At 35.3% G+C, this 21572-nt stretch carries 16 protein-coding genes; 5 read left to right on the top strand and 11 right to left on the bottom strand.

Features of this window, described 5'->3' with window-relative positions; translation table 11 throughout:
- Positions 1–82: 82 nt before the first annotated feature.
- The 7 genes from BM350_RS23265 to argR all read right to left on the bottom strand — a co-directional run bounded on the left by BM350_RS23265 (position 83) and on the right by argR (position 9255).
- On the bottom strand, positions 83–1747 hold the full coding sequence (locus tag BM350_RS23265) for a glycoside hydrolase family 13 protein (RefSeq protein WP_090917750.1): 1665 nt from the start codon (positions 1745–1747) through the stop codon (positions 83–85).
- Positions 1748–2423: 676 nt separating this feature from the next.
- Positions 2424–3113: a Crp/Fnr family transcriptional regulator gene (locus tag BM350_RS23260; RefSeq protein ID WP_090917748.1), complete on the bottom strand. Its 690-nt coding sequence runs from the start codon at positions 3111–3113 to the stop codon at positions 2424–2426.
- Positions 3114–3321: 208 nt separating this feature from the next.
- Positions 3322–4263, bottom strand: coding sequence for a carbamate kinase (gene arcC / locus BM350_RS23255; RefSeq protein WP_090917746.1), 942 nt, complete (start codon positions 4261–4263; stop codon positions 3322–3324).
- Positions 4264–4297: 34 nt separating this feature from the next.
- Positions 4298–5713, bottom strand: a complete 1416-nt coding sequence (arcD, locus tag BM350_RS23250; RefSeq protein ID WP_090917744.1) for an arginine-ornithine antiporter — start codon at positions 5711–5713, stop codon at positions 4298–4300.
- A gap of 84 nt (positions 5714–5797) precedes the next feature.
- The gene (argF, locus tag BM350_RS23245; RefSeq protein ID WP_090917742.1) at positions 5798–6796 is read right to left on the bottom strand and encodes an ornithine carbamoyltransferase; all 999 of its coding nucleotides are present in this window, start codon (positions 6794–6796) and stop codon (positions 5798–5800) included.
- Between the two features lie 30 nt (positions 6797–6826).
- On the bottom strand, positions 6827–8059 hold the full coding sequence (gene arcA, locus BM350_RS23240; RefSeq protein ID WP_090917741.1) for an arginine deiminase: 1233 nt from the start codon (positions 8057–8059) through the stop codon (positions 6827–6829).
- A 746-nt stretch (positions 8060–8805) separates the two neighbouring features.
- Positions 8806–9255, bottom strand: a complete 450-nt coding sequence (gene argR / locus BM350_RS23235) for an arginine repressor (RefSeq protein WP_090917739.1) — start codon at positions 9253–9255, stop codon at positions 8806–8808.
- Positions 9256–9506: 251 nt separating this feature from the next.
- Here argR and BM350_RS23230 point away from each other — a divergent pair, with 251 nt between their 5' ends.
- From BM350_RS23230 to BM350_RS23220, 3 genes are all read left to right on the top strand, one after another.
- Positions 9507–10229 carry an amino acid ABC transporter ATP-binding protein gene (locus BM350_RS23230; RefSeq protein ID WP_090917737.1) on the top strand — a complete coding sequence of 241 codons (723 nt, stop codon included), beginning with the start codon at positions 9507–9509 and terminating at the stop codon, positions 10227–10229.
- Positions 10230–10246: 17 nt separating this feature from the next.
- Complete coding sequence (locus BM350_RS23225; RefSeq protein ID WP_090917735.1) at positions 10247–11032, top strand: ABC transporter substrate-binding protein; 786 nt, start codon at positions 10247–10249, stop codon at positions 11030–11032.
- 86 nt (positions 11033–11118) lie between these two features.
- A complete protein-coding gene (locus tag BM350_RS23220) occupies positions 11119–11805 on the top strand; it encodes an amino acid ABC transporter permease (RefSeq protein ID WP_090917733.1) in 687 nt (228 codons plus the stop codon).
- 242 nt (positions 11806–12047) lie between these two features.
- On the opposite strand, the gene BM350_RS23215 is transcribed toward BM350_RS23220, so the two are convergent.
- Positions 12048–13127, bottom strand: coding sequence for a Delta(10) desaturase DesB (locus tag BM350_RS23215; RefSeq protein ID WP_090917731.1), 1080 nt, complete (start codon positions 13125–13127; stop codon positions 12048–12050).
- Positions 13128–13723: 596 nt separating this feature from the next.
- Between BM350_RS23215 and BM350_RS23210 the strand changes: the two genes are divergently transcribed.
- Positions 13724–15199, top strand: coding sequence for an FAD-dependent oxidoreductase (locus tag BM350_RS23210; protein WP_244548063.1), 1476 nt, complete (start codon positions 13724–13726; stop codon positions 15197–15199).
- Positions 15200–15469: 270 nt separating this feature from the next.
- Here the strand turns inward: BM350_RS23210 and BM350_RS23205 are convergent, their stop codons facing one another.
- Complete coding sequence (locus BM350_RS23205; RefSeq protein ID WP_090917727.1) at positions 15470–16243, bottom strand: nucleotidyltransferase domain-containing protein; 774 nt, start codon at positions 16241–16243, stop codon at positions 15470–15472.
- A gap of 143 nt (positions 16244–16386) precedes the next feature.
- On the opposite strand from BM350_RS23205, the gene BM350_RS23200 reads away from it, so the two are divergent.
- Positions 16387–17595, top strand: a complete 1209-nt coding sequence (locus BM350_RS23200) for an NAD(P)/FAD-dependent oxidoreductase (RefSeq protein WP_090917725.1) — start codon at positions 16387–16389, stop codon at positions 17593–17595.
- A gap of 320 nt (positions 17596–17915) precedes the next feature.
- Here the strand turns inward: BM350_RS23200 and BM350_RS23195 are convergent, their stop codons facing one another.
- Together BM350_RS23195 and BM350_RS23190 are read right to left on the bottom strand one after the other, a co-directional pair.
- Positions 17916–19028 (bottom strand): PRK06851 family protein, encoded by a 1113-nt coding sequence (locus tag BM350_RS23195; protein WP_090917724.1) that lies wholly within the window; start codon positions 19026–19028, stop codon positions 17916–17918.
- 395 nt (positions 19029–19423) lie between these two features.
- A complete protein-coding gene (locus BM350_RS23190; protein ID WP_090917722.1) occupies positions 19424–20659 on the bottom strand; it encodes an ATP-binding protein in 1236 nt (411 codons plus the stop codon).
- Positions 20660–21572: the final 913 nt, after the last annotated feature.

Genomic DNA, 21572 nt, shown 5'->3' with positions numbered 1-21572 from the left:
AGCGTTTTCATATTGCAATAACAATTTTATAAAAAATATAAATTTTTATATAAAAAAAGATGCTATATAAGCATCTTTTTTATTAATAAATATGATAAATCCTTGTTTCATATGGTTTTAAAGTGATTGTTGTCACTACATCATGCTCTTCTACTTCATAGTTATTTAAAAGCAAGCGATTGCGTTCTAGCTTGAATGCAGTCTCATCATATACAGCTTCACTCTTTGATAAGTTGCTAATTACAACAACTTTTTCATCATGTAACGTACGTGTATACGCATAAACTTGCGGATGATCCTCTAAAAGTAAATCATACGTGCCATAAGTAAACACGTCATGTTCTTTTTTCAGTGCAATCATCTTTTTATAGAAATTTAAAATAGAATTTGAGTCTATTTGCTGCACAGCTACATTAATTTCTTTATAATTTGAATTCATTCCAAACCAAGGCGTACCTGTTGTAAAACCAGCATTTTCTTCGTTACTCCACTGCATCGGTGTACGTGAGTTATCCCGGCAAGATGCCCAAATAATCTCCATAATTTCTTGATGAGGTGTCCCCTCTTCAATCTTTTGACGATATAAGTTCTTAATCGCCACATCATCATAATCTTCAATATGCGGGAACTGAACATTCGTCATTCCAATTTCTTGGCCTTGATAAATAAACGGCGTACCCTGCATAAAGAAATACATTGCCCCTAAAGCTGTTGCACTTTCACGCCAATATTGTGTATCATCACCCCAAGTAGAGACAATACGAGGTTTATCATGATTTTCAATATATAACGCATTCCAACCTTTATTTTCTAAACCTTTTTGCCATTTCGTTAAAACTTTTTTAAGCCCTACAACATCGAGTTCTTTTTTCTTTTCTGCATCCCATAAGCTTAAATGCTCAAATTGGAATACCATATTAAACTTCCCTTGCTCTTCTCCAACCCAAAGCTCAGCATCTTCAATTTTCACACCATTTGCTTCGCCGACAGTCATAATATCATACTTGGCAAACGTGTTTGCTTTTAACTCTTCTAAAAGTGGCTGAATGCCATTAACATTCATATGTTTATCGAAAGAAGGTACATACTTTAACCCTTTCGGATTCGGCATATCCTTGAATCCTTCTTCCTTCTTAATATGACTAATCGCATCAACACGGAAGCCATCAATTCCTTTATCAAGCCACCAATTCACCGTGCTATATAACGCCTCGCGCACTTCTTCATTTTTCCAGTTTAAATCTGGTTGCTTACGTGAGAACAGATGTAAGTAATATTGGTCCGTTTCTTCATCATACTCCCAAGCAGATCCATTAAAAATACTTTCCCAGTTATTCGGTTCTTTCCCATCTTTTCCGTCCTGCCAAATGTACCAATCACGCTTTGGATTATCTTTAGAAGAACGGGATTCAATGAACCATGGATGCTCATCACTTGTATGATTAATAACTAAATCAATAATAAGCTTCATATCACGTTTATGCACTTCAGCTAACAATTCATCAAAATCAGCCATTGTACCAAATTCGTCCATAATATCTTGATAATCACTAATGTCATAGCCGTTATCATCGTTTGGTGATTTATACATTGGGCAAATCCAAATCACATCAATACCTAGATCTTTTAAATAGTCTAATTTTGAAATAATACCTTGTAAATCACCAATTCCATCACCGTTTGAATCCATAAAACTGCGCGGATAAATTTGATAAGCTACAGCTTCTTTCCACCACGTTTTGTTCATAATCTCTTCTCTCCTTTTGCACAATATTATGCAAACGTTTTCGTAACACTATCATAACAAAATATGAAGAGTTTGCAACCATATTTTTTACACTATTACTAAAACACCCATCTAAAAAACAAGTCTTCTATTTTTATCGTTAATCTATATAAATCCATTTCATATAAAGTGAAACTTCCATCAGTGGGGGTTTTCTTCATCCCCACTGATGGAGAGCCCGACCAATCGGGCTTTTACGGACAGTTGTCCTCCATCTATCTTCTTTGCTTCTCTCTAAATCTTGAGGTAGGGGTCTTACTGCCCGTTAATGCGGGATAAACCGCTGTTATGCAGAATACAACATGACCTACACTTGCTTTCTCCCCTTGCATGTGGCAAACAAAAGTCCTGACCACTTCTATGCATGAACAGATACCCTTGTCCACCTAAGAGAAAGGCGTTTTTATATCAGTTTTTTAATTTGTATTTATATATGTATGATTAGTCTTAAACAAAGTGAAACTTTTATCCCATTTGTTAATACAGCAATATATAATCTTTATATTTAATAACGCGAAAAAGCCCTTTATAAACATATAAAGAACTTTAATTATAGAAAATGAGAAAAAGAAGATTAACAATTAAAATTGTTATTGATATCTTCTTTGTACTTTTCCTACTATCAATTATTTTGTTTTTACATAGAGATTTCTTCAAAATAGGCCGGATCATGTATTGTAATTTTTTTATCTAGAACTGTAACAATACAATCATTTTTTAGTTGCTTTAATACTCCACTAACTGTTTCACGAGACGTCCCAGATATTTTAGAGATTTCAATTGTTGTAAGGGGGCATGAAATTAAAATTTCTTCTCCAGCTTCTTCCCCTAAATCGTCCATCAAATAACTTAATGTCTGTATGACGCGATCTTGCGCGTTTGGAATTGTAATATTTTGGACTCGTCTTTCATTTAGTTTCAATATAGAAGACAATTCTTGAACAACATACATGAGCTGCTTATGATTTGATTTCACCATATCCTCAAAAATAGAGGTGGGAATATAGTATACATCAACGTCTGTCATTGCTATAGCCGTATAATTATATGACTTGTCTGTAAACATACCACAGTAGGGAAAAATAGAAAAACGCTTTATGTAATCTTCATATAATAAATTTCCACTTTGATTAGCCCGCTCTAATTTTACAAATCCATCTAACATAAGATAAATTCTTTCTCTTGAATCACCTTCTAAAAATAGAAATTGCCCTTTTTTATAAGTTCGCCAATAAACAAGATCTGCTAAACTCTTCAATTTCTTATCTGTTAAATCAGTAAATAATTCAAATTGCTTTAAGTCTTTAACTATGCTTCGTCTTTGCATAGAACGTCCTCTCTTTCTATAAAGTGAAACTTTCATCATTTGGGGACTAAGCTGTAAAGAAAGCGTCTTCAAAAACTATTTTATCATAATTAATTGCTGAATCTTTTTTTTATAATGAATACTTTATGAACTTACTTTACCTTCGTACACAAAAAGAATGAAGCACAGCACTTCACCCTTTTTATCATCTAACTACTATTTATATATCTTACTTGGAAATAATGGTACCCGCATTCTCTTCTAACGCTTCATATACTTTTTCTAATGAAGTAATAATCGTTTTTCGTTTTGGATCTGTATTCGCAAAATTAATAGCTGCTTGAATTTTTGGAAGCATACTTCCAGGTGCAAATTGATCTTCTTGTATATATTGCGCTAGCTCATCAACTGTAACATGCTCTAATTTCTTCTGATCTGGTGTATTGAAGTTTACATACACATAATCAACTGCAGTTAAAATAACGAGAATATCAGCATCTACTAATTCAGCTAGTTTTTGAGCAGCAAAATCTTTATCTATAACAGCCTCTGTTCCTATTAATCCATCTTTCGAATCAATAACAGGAATGCCTCCGCCTCCAACAGCAATAACAATATCACCATCCTCCACTAACGCATTAATCACTTTATGTTCGTGAATGCTTACCGGTTTTGGCGATGGTACAACACGCCGCCATCCACGTCCTGCATCTTCTTTAAATGTAGCTTTTGTTGTCTCCATTAACTTTCGTGCTTCTTCTTCTGTATAAAAGGGACCAATTGGTTTTGTCGGATTTTCGAACGCCTCATCCTTTTCATCCACCTCAACCCGAGTGATCACCGTTACTACATCTTTTTCGATACCCCGCTTTTTCAAAGCCTTTTCAATTGCATTTTCCATCCAATACCCAATCATTCCTTGGCTCATTGCCCCGCAAGTATCTAGTGGCATAGCAGGTGTTTTTTCCGTTTCTGCTGCTTTTTGCTGCAATAAAATGTTCCCTACTTGCGGACCATTTCCATGAGCAATGACAACATCTACATTATTTTCGATAATTGCAACCAGTTGTTCTGCCGTTCTTTCTAACGCTTCCTGTTGCGCCTTTGCAGTAGCATCTCCAGATTGGATTGCATTTCCTCCTAGTGCAACGACGATTTTTTTTCTTGTCATCTTGTAACCCTCCCATTTCTTTTCAAAAGAGTTTTTAAAGAGTAATACCACCTGTAGCCAATTGATACATTGCAACCAGTGCCAAAGCTCCAATGACTATTGAGGATATAAGCTCGACACGAGTAAAGATTTGTTTTGAATTTGTTTGCTTTTGAACTTTGTAAAAGATAAAAATTCCTGGTGCATATAGTGTCATAGTCAGCAATAAATAATCTAAACCAGCTGCATAAATTAACCAAACCCCATACATACTCGCGACTAAACCAATGACAATATTTTTTGTGCGATCTTTCTCTTGAGACTGCAAACTATACTTAAATTGATAAAAAGCTGAAAAAGCATACGGAACTAAAATTGCCGAAGAAGCGAGTGAAAATGCAAAATGATAAGCTTGATCTGAAACAACAAATGTTAACAAGAAAATTTGAATCAGACCATTTGTTAACCATAATGAATTAACAGGCGCTTTATTTTTATTTTCCTTCGCAAACCATTTTGGAAATACACCGTCTTTCGCAGCCAAGTAAGGAATTTCAGATGCTAGTAACGTCCACCCTAACCAAGCACCTAATACAGAAATAATTAAACCTAAATTAATAAAGATAGCTCCCCATTTTCCGACAACGCTTTCAAATAAATATGCCATTGCTGGACTTTTTAAATTTGCAACATCAGCCTGCTTCATAATCCCTAATGATAATAGTGTCAGGAGAATGTAAATAATGAGAGTTCCTATTAATCCAATAACAGTTGCCTTCCCAACATCACTTCGACTTTTTGCACGACTCGATAAGACTACAGCTCCTTCTACCCCAATAAATACCCAAAGTGTGACAAGCATTGTACTTTTAACTTGACTTCCTACATCCGCCCACGAAAAAGTAGCACCTTGTCCCCAAAATCCATCTAAGAAAACATCAATATGAAAAGCAAATATCCCTACAACAATAAATACAAAGACAGGTACTAACTTTGCAATTGTTGTTACTAAATTCACAAGTGCTGCTGATTGTACACCGCGTAAAATCAACATATGAACACACCACAGTAATATACTCGCTCCAATAATCGATGCTACATTTTGTCCACCTTCAAAAACTGGGAAAAAATAACCTATTGAAGCAAATAATAATGTACCGTAAGCTACATTTCCGAGCCAAGCGGATAACCAATATCCCCAGGCACTATTGAACCCCATAAAATTACCAAATCCAGCTTTTGCATAACTAAAAATTCCACCATCTAAATCGGGTCTTTTCACTGTTAAGTTTTGAAACGCCAATCCAAGTGAAACCATTCCGATACCTGTTATAATCCAACCAATAATAATTGCTCCTGCGCCTGCACCCTTTGCCATATCACTTGCTAAGTTAAATGCTCCGCCTCCGATCATAGAGCCTACAACAAGGGCGATCAAAGTAAACAGTCCTAATTTCTTTTCTTCACCCATTACACTCACCTCTCTTTTATCAGATAGGAATAAAGTGAAACTTCTATCAGTAGAGGGATAAAGAAGGAGGAATCTCCTCCTTCTTTATTCCATATTTCCTAAAGTAGCTGCCATAACCGCTTTAATTGTATGCATTCTATTTTCTGCTTGATCAAATACTTTTGAATGCTTACTGCGGAATACTTCATCGCTTACCTCCATTTCTTTTATGCCATATTTCTCATATATTTCCTCTCCGTACAATGTTTCTACATCATGAAATGCAGGTAAACAATGTAAGAAAATCATGTTTTCATTTCCAGTCTTTTCAATCATTTTCATATTTACTTGATATGGAGTAAGAAGTTCAATACGTTCAGCAAATTTATCTTCTTCACCCATAGATACCCATACATCTGTATAGATAACATCGGCACCTGCAACAGCTTCTTCCACATTGCTCGTTACCATTACCCGATCACTGTATTTCTTAGCGGTATCAATGACTTCCTGTGCTGGAAATAATGATTCTGGGGTACAAATGCGTACTTCCATTCCTACAATAGAGCCGCCAACTAACAAGCTATTCGCTACATTGTTACGTCCATCTCCAACATAGACGAGCTTAACATCCTTTAATTTTCCAATATGCTCTTTTATTGTTAACAAATCTGCAAGTGTTTGTGTTGGATGCCACATGTCTGTTAAGCCGTTCCATACTGGTACACCTGAATTATTTGCTAGAGATTCTACTGTTGCATGTGAAAATCCGCGGAATTCAATACCGTCAAACATACGTCCTAAAACTTTTGCTGTATCTTCAACAGATTCTTTCTTCCCAAGCTGAATATCATTTTTACCTAGGTATTCAGGATTTGCCCCTAAATCCGTACAAGCCACTGTAAATGCACAACGGGTACGAGTTGAAGTTTTTTCAAATAAAAGGGCAACATTTTTACCTTCTAAATAATGATGCGGGATACCGTTTTTCTTTTTCTCTTTTAGCTCTGCCGATAAATCAATAAGATATAATAATTCTTCCTCTGTAAAATCTTTTTCAGCAAGAAAACTTCTTCCTTTTAAGTTTGGTTTTGTCATCATCATCATTCGTCCCTACTTTCTCTTGTATTTAGCTTAGATATCTTTTCGAACAATTGGCATACTCATGCAACGTGGACCCCCACGACCGCGAGACAATTCCGAACTTAATACCTCCACAACCTCTATACCATACTCTCGTAATAAAGCATTGGATACATAGTTGCGATCATATGTAACAACTACTCCCGGTGCAATTGCTAATGTATTAGATCCATCGTTCCATTGTTCACGAGCAGAAGCAATCGCATCTCCTCCTCCGCAAGGAATAAGAACCAATTCGCTCAAACCTAACACTTCTTTTAAAGCCTCAGTTAAAGAAGTACGATGTGTGATTTTGAGAACTTCTTCACTCTCTCCTTTTTCCAAAATATAAATATTCATATTTCCTTTTGGATCTTGAATAGCTGGATGAATTGTAAATTTATCATAATCAACCATTGTAAATACTGTATCTAAATGCATAAATGCACGACATTTTGGAATCTCTATTGCTAGTACTTTCTTAATTTTATTTTGACGACTAAATAAATTTTTTGCTAATCGTTCAATCGCTTTAGCCGATGATCTAGCTGATACGCCAATCGCAATTGTTTCTTCATTTAAGATAAGCTCATCGCCGCCTTCAATTGGAAAATCATAGTCACGATCTAACCAAACTGGTACATTGTGACTCGCAAAGCGTGGATGATGTTTAATGATATATTCCATAAACAATGATTCACGTCTCCGTGCTGGTTCTCTCATTTTGTTAATTGTTAAACCGCCGCCTATACTAGCTGCTGGGTCACGTGTAAAATATAAATTTGGCATTGGATCTAAATAAAATGGATAATGATCTTCCATTAATTCATACAGGTGGGTTTTTTTACTAGTTTCAATTTCATTTTTACGTACGCCCCCCATAATTTTCTGAACCATTTCTTCATTTGAAAAGGAAAGTAAATATTCTTTTAAATTCTGATATGCACCATTTACGTCAGCCTGTCCTTCTTTTAAAATACGATCAACAAATTCTTCACGAAGTTTTTTATCAACTAACGCCTCAGCTGCTAGTGTTTCTAAATAAAGAACTTCAACACCCCGATTGCGTAATGTTTGCGCAAAATAATCATGTTCTTTTTGAATAATTGGTAAATATGGGATATCGTCAAATAATAATTGTTGCAAATAATCTGGCGTTAAGTTTTCCACCTCTTTACCAGGACGTTTTAGTAGAACCGTTTCTAATTCTCCAATTTCTGAAGTAACATGTATCGGATGTTTCATTTGTTGTACCCCCTTTTAAATTCATTTGATGTCTACAAGTACATAATAAACAGAATGCACATACCAATTTGTGAAAACGCTAACAATACTAAGTTAAATATTTCACAAATTATTTTTTAAAAATCATATGTAATTGTATTTTTATAAGATATTTCATCTCATAATTAACTAACTAGGTAAAATATCACGCATATTAGCTGTATAATTGCCTCCTATTTAAGGTTAAAATTTTTTATATCGTATTAGCATAAAGTTTAGTAAAAACAAAGACGTTTTATCAGATCCATTCCGATTAATGAAGATAAAGACACTCCTTCTGATGATTGATTAAGCCTTATGTATAAATCCATTTTAATTTTTCGACATATAAGTTGCTTCTATGCGCAGCCAGATGCTCTCGTCCCGCCTAAAAAGAAAGGGAGGTTTTATGTCATTTTTTTAACTTGTATATATAAATTAAAAAAGACTGTTCTAATTTTCATTAGAAACAGCCTTCTCATTTATATGTATAAATATATTTTGATGTTTTAACATACAAGTCGCTTCTATACAAAGCTATATGAATCCATTTTGATTTTTCGACATATAGATTGCTGCTATGTAGAAAAAAAGGAGCCTGCTACTTTCTTTCTCCCTTTGTTTTTACTTCGCGTGTGGCAGAAAAAGGCCCTGACCGCTTCTATGCATGGCCAGATACTCTCACCCACCTAAAAAGAATGAGTTTTTGTCATTTTTTCAATTTGGATTTACATAATCAACCCCAATCTATCTTTTATAATCTCCCTATCTACTTTTGACCCCGCAATTACAAGACATGTATCATTCCCACATATACATCCTATTTTTTCTTTCCAGTCTAAAGAATCTAATAAAGCACCGATAACATGGGCATTCCCAGGCAAAGTTTTAATAATAATCAGTTGTTCTACATAATCGATTTTTTCAACTACTTCTCTTATTTTTTTCTTTAGCTGTATATCTGCTCGCTGGTTCTCTTCTGTAAAAACCTTATATATTGCTACTCCTTTTGAAGAAGCTCCCTTTACTAAATTTAATTCATGAATATCTCGAGAAACCGTTGCTTGTGTGACCAATACATCACGTTCCTCTAACAACTCTACCAATTTTTCTTGTGTATCTATTTCATTCTCTCTCACCAATTGTTTAATTAGTTGTTGTCTTTTCTCTTTTTTCATGAAAGACACTCCCTCTAATATTATAGCTTTATTATATCTTGCTATAATTTTCTTCTGAAAGAGACAACGACAAATGTTGCGGAAACGTTCATATCTCTACTTTTTATAACAATTTTTCCTGTTTTCTATTTATATACAACAATCTATATTCCCTTAAAATTTTTAACAAAAATAAAGGAATTTGACGATTTATGACTAATTAACAAAAATAAGTTATTTTTATACATCTACATTTCTTTGGAGGGGGATGCATGATACAAGTTCAAAACCTTACAAAATCCTTTGGGTCTTTAAACGTGTTAAAAAACGTCAATTTACACGTACAAGAAAAAGAAGTTGTTGTCTTAATCGGTGCAAGCGGTTCAGGGAAAAGTACATTACTGCGTTGTTTAAACTTCCTAGAAGTGTATGATAATGGAGAAATTTCGATACAGGGAGAACAAATTCATCCGAAACATACAAATTTAAACAACGTCCGCGAAAATGTCGGTATGGTTTTTCAACATTTCAATTTATTTCCTCATATGACCTCACTAGAAAACATCATAGAAGCTCCTATTCACGTCAAAAAGTTAGATAAAACAAAGGCAACAAGCATTGCCTACGAATTACTAGAAAAAGTCGGATTACAAGATAAAGCGAACGTAACACCCGATCTTTTATCAGGTGGTCAAAAACAGAGAATTGCTATTGCAAGAGCACTCGCAATGAACCCAACAATTATGTTATTTGACGAACCTACCTCAGCTCTCGATCCTGAGCTCGTCGGAGAAGTGCTACAAGTTATGAAAGATCTCGCAAAAGAAGGTATGACAATGATTATCGTCACACATGAAATGGGATTTGCCCGTGAGGTAGCTGACCGCATTATTTTTATGGATGACGGACAAATCGTAGAGGATGCACCCCCAGAACAATTTTTCACGGCTCCATCAAATCAGCGCGCAAAGCAATTTTTACGAAATATTTTATAAAAATTGGAGGTGCTTTTATGAAACGAAATATGTTTAAAGCGATAGCAGCGATTACATTATGTGCTTCTTTATTATTAGGTGCTTGCAGTAAAGAAAGTAGTACTTCATCAACCGAAGGAAAGAAAGAATTTCGCTATGCAATGAGCGGTGTGTATAAACCGTTTAGCTATAAAGAAAATAATAAACTTGCCGGCTTTGACGTCGAAATTGGTGAAGCTCTTGCTAAGAAAATGAATATGAAAGCTGTCCCTGTGACAAATCCTTGGGAAACATTAATCCAAGGATTGCAAGCTAAAAAATATGATGTGATTTTAGGAAGTATGGCCATCACAGAAGACCGTCTAAAAGCAGTTAACTTTACGAACCCATATTATCGTTCCGGGGCACAAATTTTCGTTACAAAAACGAACACCTCCATATCCTCCGCTGAAGATCTAAAAGGAAAAAAAGTAGGTGTTGTGAAAGCAAGTACATTCAAAACACTTATTGCTAAACAAACAGACCAAATTACCGAATACGATAGTGATATTACCGCCCTTATGGACTTAGAACCAGGACGAATTGATGCTGTTGTAACAGATCAAATGGTAGGTCTTCGCATAATGAAAGAAGGAAAAGCAAATATAAAAGACGCCGGAAAGCTATTATCTCTTGATGAAATGGCCATTGCTGTTCGTAAAGACGACAAAGAACTACTACAGAAATTAAATAAAGCTCTAGATGAAATCATTCAAGATGGCACATATGAAAAAATCAGTAAAAAGTGGTTCGGTCGTAACATTCTAGGTGAAAAAGGAAAATAGATTTTTTACACATAGATCATGCCCCGCACCTTTTGACGGGGCATCGGAATCACACGAAAATAAACTGAGATATAGAGGTGATAACCGTGATTGATATTTTCATATCTACATATCCAACGTTCCTAAAAGCAATTGTCATTACATTACAATTAACAATAACATCCCTATTACTTGGGTCCATAATTGGATTGTTGTTTGCTTTTTTTCGTATTTCAAATAGTAAACTCTTAAATGGAATTGCACATGTATACATTGCCATTATTCGTGGGATACCATTAGTTGTACAAATTATGATCCTCTATTTTGGAATTACATCTATTATTGTATTATCCCCATTCTGGGCGGGGGCAATTGCTCTCGCTATTCATAACGGTGCTTATATTACAGAAATTTTTAGAGGGTCTATTCAGTCTGTAGACCGCGGTCAACTTGAAGCAGCTCGCTCCTTAGGAATGTCATATCCATTAGCAATGCGGCGTATTATTTTACCTCAAGCGTTTCGTTTATCTATTCCGCCGCTTGGTAATCAGTTCATTATCGGCTTAAAAGACTCTTCGCTCGTTGCTTATGTAGGAATGTCAGAGCTGTGGGGCACTGGGCTTTCTGAAGCTGCCGCAAATTTTCAGCAACTCGAAACATATATGATCGTCAGCGTCTATTACCTTGCGCTTGTACTTTTATTCACGTACTTTGTCCATCTTCTTGAAAAAAGATTGGCACGAAAAAATACGAATTATACACAAGCTGTGAAACAGGAAGAAATCCCCATGTAAAAAGCACGAACTCTCCACGAGTTCGTGCTTTCACTTTGTTGAAATATCATTCTATAAAAAATATGAAGGTTCTATATTATGTATCGTTACTATGCAAAATAAAACATGATCGCTACTTGCTTTCTTTGTTTTAAACATCGCACGTGGCAGAAAAAAGCCCTGACCGCTTCTATACACGGCCAGGTGCTCTCGTCCTCCCCTAAAAACAAAAGGGTTTTTATATCATTTTTTCAACTTATGTTTTAGCCGTTTTTCACAACTTTTGATTCTTTTATATTTTCCTGGCGATATTCAATATTCGCAGGATCTAGTCCATTTCCTAAAGAGCCGTATAAATGCGCTTTATGCGGATCAATTAACTCGCTACCTTGATAATATACACGCGGTGTATTCCAAAGGGCAGCTAACGCTTTCCCCATTGGCATTTCATGATAGCGCTCTGGCCACATTTCTTTAATTTTCTCTTTTACTAACGGATAGTATTTCGAACTCATACCTGGGAACAAGTGATGTTCTGTATGATATGAGAAGTTAAAATGTAATACATCTACCCAGCGCGGCACTGTTACCGATAAACAGTTTGCAAGTGGATCGTTTACAGGAACAATCGGGTTCAAACGATGATTTGTTGCAATATATGCCATTACAATGAAGTTTGCAATTAATAATGGAATAACATAAGCAAAAAACCATTTTGCAGGACCCATAATAAACAATAAACTAATCCATACTGTCCATGGCAAAAGAAGCTGGAACCACACAGATTTTTGATTCTGCGGTTTAAATTCCTTGATAAAAAGGAAAAACATACGAGACGAATGCATTGTAAATTGAATTGTTAACGACAAAAAGCTGAAGAAAGAACGAACATGTAATGGTAGGCGATATACCCAACGTAAAAATTTGCTTTTCTTAAACTTATCCATCGTTGGCCACGCATCTGGATCATGCTCCTCATGTTGTGTGTGCACATGGTGAGTTAAATTATGCCACTTTCTCCACAATTTCGGTCCAGTTGATAATGGCATGAACGCAATTGCTCCAAGAAAATCTCTTAGCCAAGCTTTTCTTACTACTGTGCCATGTAAAATTTCATGGCCAAGAAATCCCATAGATGCAAAACACAATCCTAAAACGATTGCAATTCCAAGATTAGCCCACACATTCAAATTGAATAAGCCAATTGCCAAAAACCCCGCTACTGTAACGAGTAAATAGGCTAGTCCTCCAAACAAACGAGCCGGGACTGGTTTAAATGCCTTTTTTGGCAAATGTGGTGATACGCGTGCTGCATACCATCCAAACGTATGAAGATCCTTCATTCTTTTGCCCCTTTCTCTTGCCGCGCTTACGCACTTTGCACATATTGATTTTCGTTTCCAGATTGATAATACTATTATTATAAATTTTCTTTCTCACAGAAAATTATGTTCACTCACTCTTACAATTATTATTCATTGAAAAACATTTCTCTTTTTACCCTTTATCAACCTTTCCACAAGATGAATCATATCAGTACGTTTTCTATATTGTCAATAGATTTTATGACCTAGTAATAAAAGTTGGTTATATTTTTATAATTACTTTCTATGTTACTAAAGGAAAAACGTTTATTTACCAACATTTCAACTTCCTATTATCCTTTCATCTGTCCTTCACTAATTACTACGTTTCATGGTCAATACTATACTTAACCTTATTTATTCCGCGTTCTGCTAATGAAATGAACAGCCAAAACCATATATGGAAAGTTGACTAATAAATTATTTTAAAATAATTTATTAGCAATTCTATTCAAATACATAAAATCCCTAACAATTGGAAAAAATAGTTAGCAAGAACTTATTAAAATAAGAGGTGTATTCACTTGGAACATAATCAGCTCCCAAAATTTCCAGAACCATATTGGCGTGATTCTATTCATTTGCCTACCTTCCCAAAGCTAACAGAGAACATTAGAACTGAAGTTGCCATTGTTGGAGCAGGTATCACTGGTATCACAACAGCTTATTTACTCGCTAAAGAAGGCGTCAAAGTTGCTTTAATCGATGCAGGAAATATTTTAAACGGAACAACTGGACATACAACGGCAAAGATTACAACGCAGCACGATCTTATTTACAATGAACTCATTAATCACTTTGGAGAAGAAAAAGCAAAATTATATTACGAGGCAAACAATGAAGCACTGCAATTTATAAAAGAGACCGTACAAGAGCACAATATTCAATGTGATTTCACAGAAGAAGATGCTTATCTATATACAAACGAGACCGATAATCTACACAAGTTAACAACAGAATTAGAGGCATACAAAAAGCTTGATATTCCTGGAGAATACGTACAAAGTATCCCTCTTCCCATTCCCATAAAAGCGGCACTTGTTATTAAGAATCAAGCGCAATTCCACCCGCTTCGCTACCTCGCAGCACTTGTCGAAGAATTTATTAAAGCTGGCGGCGTTCTATATGAAAATACAACTGCAATTGATGTAGAAAAAGGATTTTATCAACAAGTGATTACAAAGGACGGACATCGAATCACTTGTGGTTACATTATTTCTTGTTCACACTTCCCCTTTTATGATGCGACCAGCTTCTTCTTCGCAAGGATGTACGCCGAACGCTCTTATGTCCTTGGCGTGAAAACAAAGCAAGAGTATCCAGGAGGAATGTATATAAACGTCGATAACCCAAAACGATCCCTCCGCTACACCACAATGGATGGTGAAAAGCTCGTGTTAATTGGTGGTGAAAGTCATAAAACGGGACAAGGCATTAACATGATGAACCATTACGAAGCGCTGCAAACATTTGGCGAAGAAACCTTTGGCATAGAGGAAATTCCATACAGATGGGCAACACAAGATTTAATTACACTCGATAAAGTTCCTTATGTCGGACATATCAATGAAAATAATCCTAACATTTTTGTAGCAACGGGCTACCGCAAATGGGGTATGACAAATGGAACCGCAGCAGCTCTATTGCTAAAAGCATCCGTTATGAAAATCGATAGCCCATATAAAGAACTCTACGCACCATCACGATTCCATACGAATCCAGATATAAAAACGTTTGTTACGCAAAACCTTGACGTAGCAAAACATTTAATTGAAGGAAAATTGGAATTTGCTCTTCGTAAACCCGAAGATCTCGAAAACGGAGAAGGTGCTGTTGTAAGTGTAAACGGAAAACGTGCCGGTGCATATAAAGACGATGACGGTAAACTTCACATTGTCGATACAACTTGTACACATTTAGGTTGCGAAGTAGAATGGAATAGCGGTGAATGCACATGGGATTGTCCTTGTCACGGTTCACGTTTTTCAATTGAAGGAGAGGTAATTGAAGGGCCGGCTGATGAAGCGTTAAAAAGAATTGAAGATATGTGATGCTGTAAGCTTACAACTATTCTCTTATATAAAAGTAAAAAAACATAAAAACCTCTTTTTTTTAGAGGAGGACGAGAGCACCTGGCCGTGTATTGCAGCGGTCAGGGCCTTTTTCTGCCTCATGCGAGGTTTCAAACAAAGGGAGCATGCAAGTAGCGACCATGATGTATTCTGCATAGCAACGACTTTTATGTCTGAAAAATGAAAATGGATTTATATAGTTAAATATAAAATTTCACCTCTAATATAAGGAAGAGCACCAATATTTTATCAGTGCTCTTTCCAACTTTGATGTAACATATCTCGAAATAATACATTTAACTGCTCAATATCTATAACCGATTTCTTTTCTAAACTCTTCACGTACTCTTCATAATATGTAATCTGCTCTTCTAAAAATTTATTCAATAACGTAATTCTTGGTCCTACGTCCAGCTCGATACCCGCTTTTTTCTTCTCAAGCAGTTTCTCAATTTCTTCTAAAAGTGCTGAATCCAACGCTAATCCATTCATTAATCTTTCAAACTCAACAGGTGGCAATATTTTTTTCTCTTCTAACCATTTGCACGCCAGTATCGGACGTAATACATAAAAATATTTCTTTATCTTTACTTCTTCACTTTGCAAAAATGTGCGATAGTTTTTAGATGCCATATGTAAATAATGATATATCGTTGCTTTTGGATCAAAATGACTACTCATTTCCTGCAAGCGTTCAGGAAGATTTGATGCCTTATTGTATACAATGGGGGAACTTATCCACTCTAACAAAGCTGGATTCGATTTAGAAAATAGCTGCAGTGCTTTGCGGAGTTCCCAGCCACTTATATCAAGATCATCGTTAATTGGATACTCAATAACATCTCGCTTCGGCTCAATTGATAAATACCATTCCAATCGGTGTACGTATACAAAACGCACATCATAATCACTATCTTTTGATGGAAATCCCCATGCCCGGCTCCCTGATTCAACTGCAAACAAGACTTTCACATCATTCTCTTTCTCAATTCTTTCTAATTCTAATTGGATTTTTTCTCTCATACTATATCACTCTCATTTTCTGATCATTTCCTCGGAAATTCGACAAATATAATAACATTCCTTCTTTTTATTCGAAAACGTATACAACTCCATTAAATCGGTAACTTTAGAAATATGATTTTCATTTAGGCAGGTGCATAGAAATGGATTTACACACAGGTAAAATGTTTTGGACGACAACTCTCCCAAGTCCACCCACGTATTCATCTTTGCAAGAAGATATAACATGTGATGTGTTAATTATAGGTGCAGGAAGTTCTGGGGCACAATTTTCACATTTCTTAAGTGAAACAGACTTACGTGTCGTTGTTGTTGATAAAAGAAAAGTTGGACATGGAAGCAATTTACCAAACACGGGACTTATTCAATATTTAGGTGATAAAATGTTTTTTGAACTTGTGAATACGTTTGGCGAAGAACATGCCGTTCGTCATTTTAAATTATGCGAACAAGCTATTTGTGACATTGAAGCTGCTTCTCAAAATTTACCCATTTCATCTGATTTTATTCGCCGTGATAGCTTGTACTATGCCAGCTGTGAAAATGATATTGAGAAACTAGAAAAAGAACTTTATTACTTACAAAAGCATGGATTCAAAGCAGTTTGGCTAACAGAAAAACAAATTGGTCAAAAGTATCCCTTTCAAAAACGCACCGCTCTTTATACATACAACGACGGTGAAATTAACCCATATAAATTTACACACGGCCTATTAAAGCAAGCCTCAAATAAAGGAGTAAAAATATATGAAGATACCGAAATAACAGGGCAGAAATTAGAAAAAGAGAAAGCTACTTTTTTTACAAAAAATGGTCATTCTATCACTGCCAAAAAAGTGATAATTGCTGCTGGCTATGAAGGATTAAAGTTCAAAAAAGACAAAAATGCAACACTTAGCAGTTCTTATGCCATTGTCACAACCCCTGTATCTGATTTTTCTTCCTGGTACAAACGGACACTTATTTGGGAAACTGCTCGCCCATATATTTATATAAGAACTACCGCTGACAACCGGGTTATTATCGGCGGGCTTGATGAAGATACGGATATCGCAGAAGAACGAGATGCGAAACTAATCCATAAACGGGATAAACTATTAAAAGAATTTCAAAAGTTGTTTCCCAATATCGATGTGAAACCTGAATTTTATTTCGGTGCCCTTTATGGCGGCACGCATGATGGACTACCGATGATTGGTATATATGAAGAAATGCCTAACTGCTATTTTATCTATCCTTATGGTGATAATGGCTTAGTATACAGCATGGTGTTCTCTAGAATTATTCGTGATGTTATTATAAATGGATCAAGTCCAAATCTTGATTTATACAGACAAACACGTCCGATTTGAAAGAGGAGCTGACTCAAAAGAGATGCAGATGTCTTTTGAATCAACCTCTTCTTATATATCGACCATTTTTTGCAATATATCAGCGATTTTTTCGATATATCGGCGATTCGACACAAAGTAAAGTGAAACTTCCATCAGTGACGCTTTTCTCACTGATGGAAAGCCCGCCCAATCGGGCTTTTACGGGCAGTTGTCTTCCCCGTGATTCCCCAACCTGTACTGCCCGTTAATGCGGGATAAAGACACTTCGACAATGTTCAACATTCTAAATGCACGAAAAGGAGCTGACATTAATCCTTTTTCGAGTCAGCTCCTTTTCTTCACTGTTGCTGCTGGGCAACAAATTCTGCAATCCGCTCAAACTCAGCTTGAATCTCATCTTTGTACGCATCCACTTTTTCAAAATCCATCGCCGCAATATAAATTTTCTCTAGTTTATCACGCACAGATTTTGCCTTTGCTAAATAGGACATCGCTTCATTCATTTTCTCTCTATAGCGTCTTGATACATCTTGAATTTCTACTGCATATTTTTCATCTGTTCCCGGTTCAATAATAAGTTCATACATATCAATGATTTCATCACTCTCACGAGTTGGAAAATATTCATGCGGTGCTGTACTATCAAAAATGGCAAAGCCAAGTTCTCTTACAATGACCATATCAAGACTATTTGGATCAAATCCGCAATGATAGATCTCAACATCGAATCCTTTCTCTTCAGCTGCCGCTGCTAATTTCTTTAACATCGTCGATTTTCCAGAACCAGGTCGCCCTTTTATAAAATAACGCTTCGGTACATCTTCCGTTAAATTAGGAACAAAATCAACTGCTCCTTTTGGCGTTGCCGCTCCTAAAAAACGATGCTTCACATTCGCTTTTTTCATACACGTTTTATCAGTGAAAAACTGCTGTATAAGCTGCTTTGTTAATTCATTTGCTTTTTCAAAATCAATGTGGTCAATATAAAACTTCTCCCATTCATCATGAATCTCTAGCGCCGTCTTAAAACACGCATAAGCTGACTGAAACGAATTAGCCGCTTCTGATGTATAATGTACAATCTCACTTTTATGTGTCCTAAGCTCAGCAGAATCCCAAGCTATACCTAAGTTTACATACTCTTCTACAACACCTGGTACTTTCGGTTCAATCACATGCGGTGCCGTTCCATCAACAATCCCTACTTTTAACGCCGGAATAATCACACCATCAATTGAATGATTGTCAGATGAACAATGTAAAAACTCAATATCGTACCCTTTCTTTACCCAATCACGACCAATCGCCTTCATAAGTGAAGATTTTCCTGTTCCAGGACCACCTTTTAGAATAAATAATCGGTCTAACCCCGTTACGTTCTCTTCATATAAACTGTAAAATCCCCTTGCTGTATTACCGCCAGCATAATAATTTTTTATGTTTCCTTCCACTGCCTTTCACTCCCTTGTAAGCAGTTTCACTACATAAGCTACAATATGCAAGTAGGAAAAAATAGGTGAATACCTACAAAGTATATAAATACAAATTAAAAAAACGACATAACCCCCTTTTCCTGCCACGTGCAAGGGTTAAACGTAGAGAACGAGTGCGGGGCATGTTGTATTCTGCAAAGCAGCGAATGTTGAAAATTTAAAATGGCTTTGTATAATGTGAAACTTCCACCAGTAAGTTTTCCCTCCACCTCTCTCCCAATCTTGAGGTAGTGGTCTTATTGCACAAAAATAGCGGGATAAAATAAACAGCTTTGTGTTTCAAATATTTTCATTCAGAATTACGAAAAAACTCTTCTTTCTAGAATATGAAAGAAGAGTTTTTTCACGTATATTTAATTCACTTCTCCTACCGGCAACTTAATATTTACCTTTGTCCCGATACCAAGTCTGCTTTCAAATTCCATTTCACCTTGATGTTCTTCAAGAATTTTATATGTAACCATTAAACCTAAACCTGTTCCATTTTCCTTTGTCGTATAAAAAGCTTCACCTATTTTATCTATTTTCTCTTGCTCCATCCCGCACCCTTCATCAATCACACTCACTACAACCTGATCACCATGAACTCTATTCGCTTCCACAATAATATTACCGCCGCCAGGCATAGATTCTATCGCATTTTTAATAATATTAAGAAATACTTGTTTCATCTGTTTTTCATCACATTTTATAGAAGGTAATTCTTTAACAAACATTGTTGAAATTGTAATACCATATTGAGCAGCTGTCTGTTCTACAATCGAAATCACATAATATAAAATATCTTTTATATTATGTAATGTATAGTGTCTCTTTTTCGGTTTTCCAAGAACCATTAATTCACTAACAATCGCATTCATACGTTCAATTTCCTGCACCATGATGTTATAGTATTCTACATCTTCAGGGTGCTTTTCTCTCTGCATCTGCGTAAAGCCTTTTAATGATGTTAATGGATTGCGTATTTCATGTGCAATCGTAGTCGCCATTTTTCCGATGACTGCTAATTTTTCAGCTTGTTGTGCTTCTTCAAACATGTTTTCAATTGTGCATATGTACGATTGAAAACGTGTTAACAGAATAAACGCGATAGTTGCAAAACTTACACATAGCACAATAGGTACAATTACAATTGGTGCATGTAACATGATTCCTAAAATGGCATACTTTCCAACAATCCCAAGTGACACGATCCGAAAATAGCGTTTATTTACAAAAATAGGAGAAAATAAAAATAAAAACGGTTCTACTGCATTACCACTGTCAAATGGTTTTGTAGTGCCATAATAAATCATTATATTATCAATAAACTCAATAAAAATATATCCTATAAAAATAATATATTTTACAATATATATATTTTTCTTTTTTATAAAATAGATAGCAATTAACAACAATAAAAACATAAAAGGATACATCCAGAATCCTAAACCACCTTCTGGAAAACCTATATCGCTATCTCCCATTTGCACTTTTGGATAAAAATAATAATACAGGATATCACTCAAGAAGAAGATTACATAAAATAAACTTAAAAAAAGCTTTAACGCTTTAACTTCCTCTTGTATAAGTATATGAGCTTTGTCCATGTTAAAACTCCTTTATCGACAACAACAATTTTATAAACAGCCATTAAGCCTAAACTAAAATCACTTACTTTTCCCCCTCTTCTTGAAACTCCATCGTACTTGGATTCACATTAAATTCCTTTATAGGTTGAAATGTTTTCAAATAAAAACTTCCCACTATTTTATTATAACGATATATACATAACCTACAATCCTCTATTTAAAAATAACAAATTATATATTGCGTAACAAATTGTTTACTCAAACAATCACTATGCTTGTCAACAATTTTTCTATTCTTGAATTCAAGATACAAACGCCACAATAGAGTAAACCTTATAAACTGGAGTTACTCTGAATCTTTTGTTAAAGTTGAATCACCAAAATTTCCTAGGGGGGATTTGTAATTTTTAAATATCTCATACGCCCTTCACTCCCCTTATCTATTTTCTTATTAAGTAGTATACATAATAGTACAAAAGCTTAGGTACAAGAGGATGAAAAAATTAGTCATTTATATATAGAACGGCTTTGTATACGTATCAAGATTTCCCTATATCACTTAATCTATGAACACATAGAAAAGGAAGAGAATTTGAAACACATTTTAATATGTAATATTGCATATTAAAATGTGTTGATAAAAATGTAAGCGCTTACTATAATAAGAGTATAAAGATGAAACACATCGTAATACCACAAAAGAGGAGGAAATCATATGGCAATCGCAATGGCTGTTTTAAAATTTGTAGGTGGATTACTTCCATTCGTACAAGAGCTTTTAAAAGCATTTATGTAAGTTCATATTCAGCAATCATTTATAAAAATGATCTGTATAGCAAAGATGAATTGATGTACAGACCAGAGGAGGAAACATTATGGCAATCGCAATGGCTGTTTTAAAATTTGTAGGTGGACTACTTCCATTCGTACA

Origin of the sequence: Bacillus sp. 103mf (assembly GCF_900116295.1) — a bacterium.
In the GTDB taxonomy this organism is placed as follows: Bacteria; Bacillota; Bacilli; order Bacillales; family Bacillaceae_G; genus Bacillus_A; species Bacillus_A bruguierae.
This window is presented reverse-complemented; position numbering and strand designations above follow the sequence as displayed.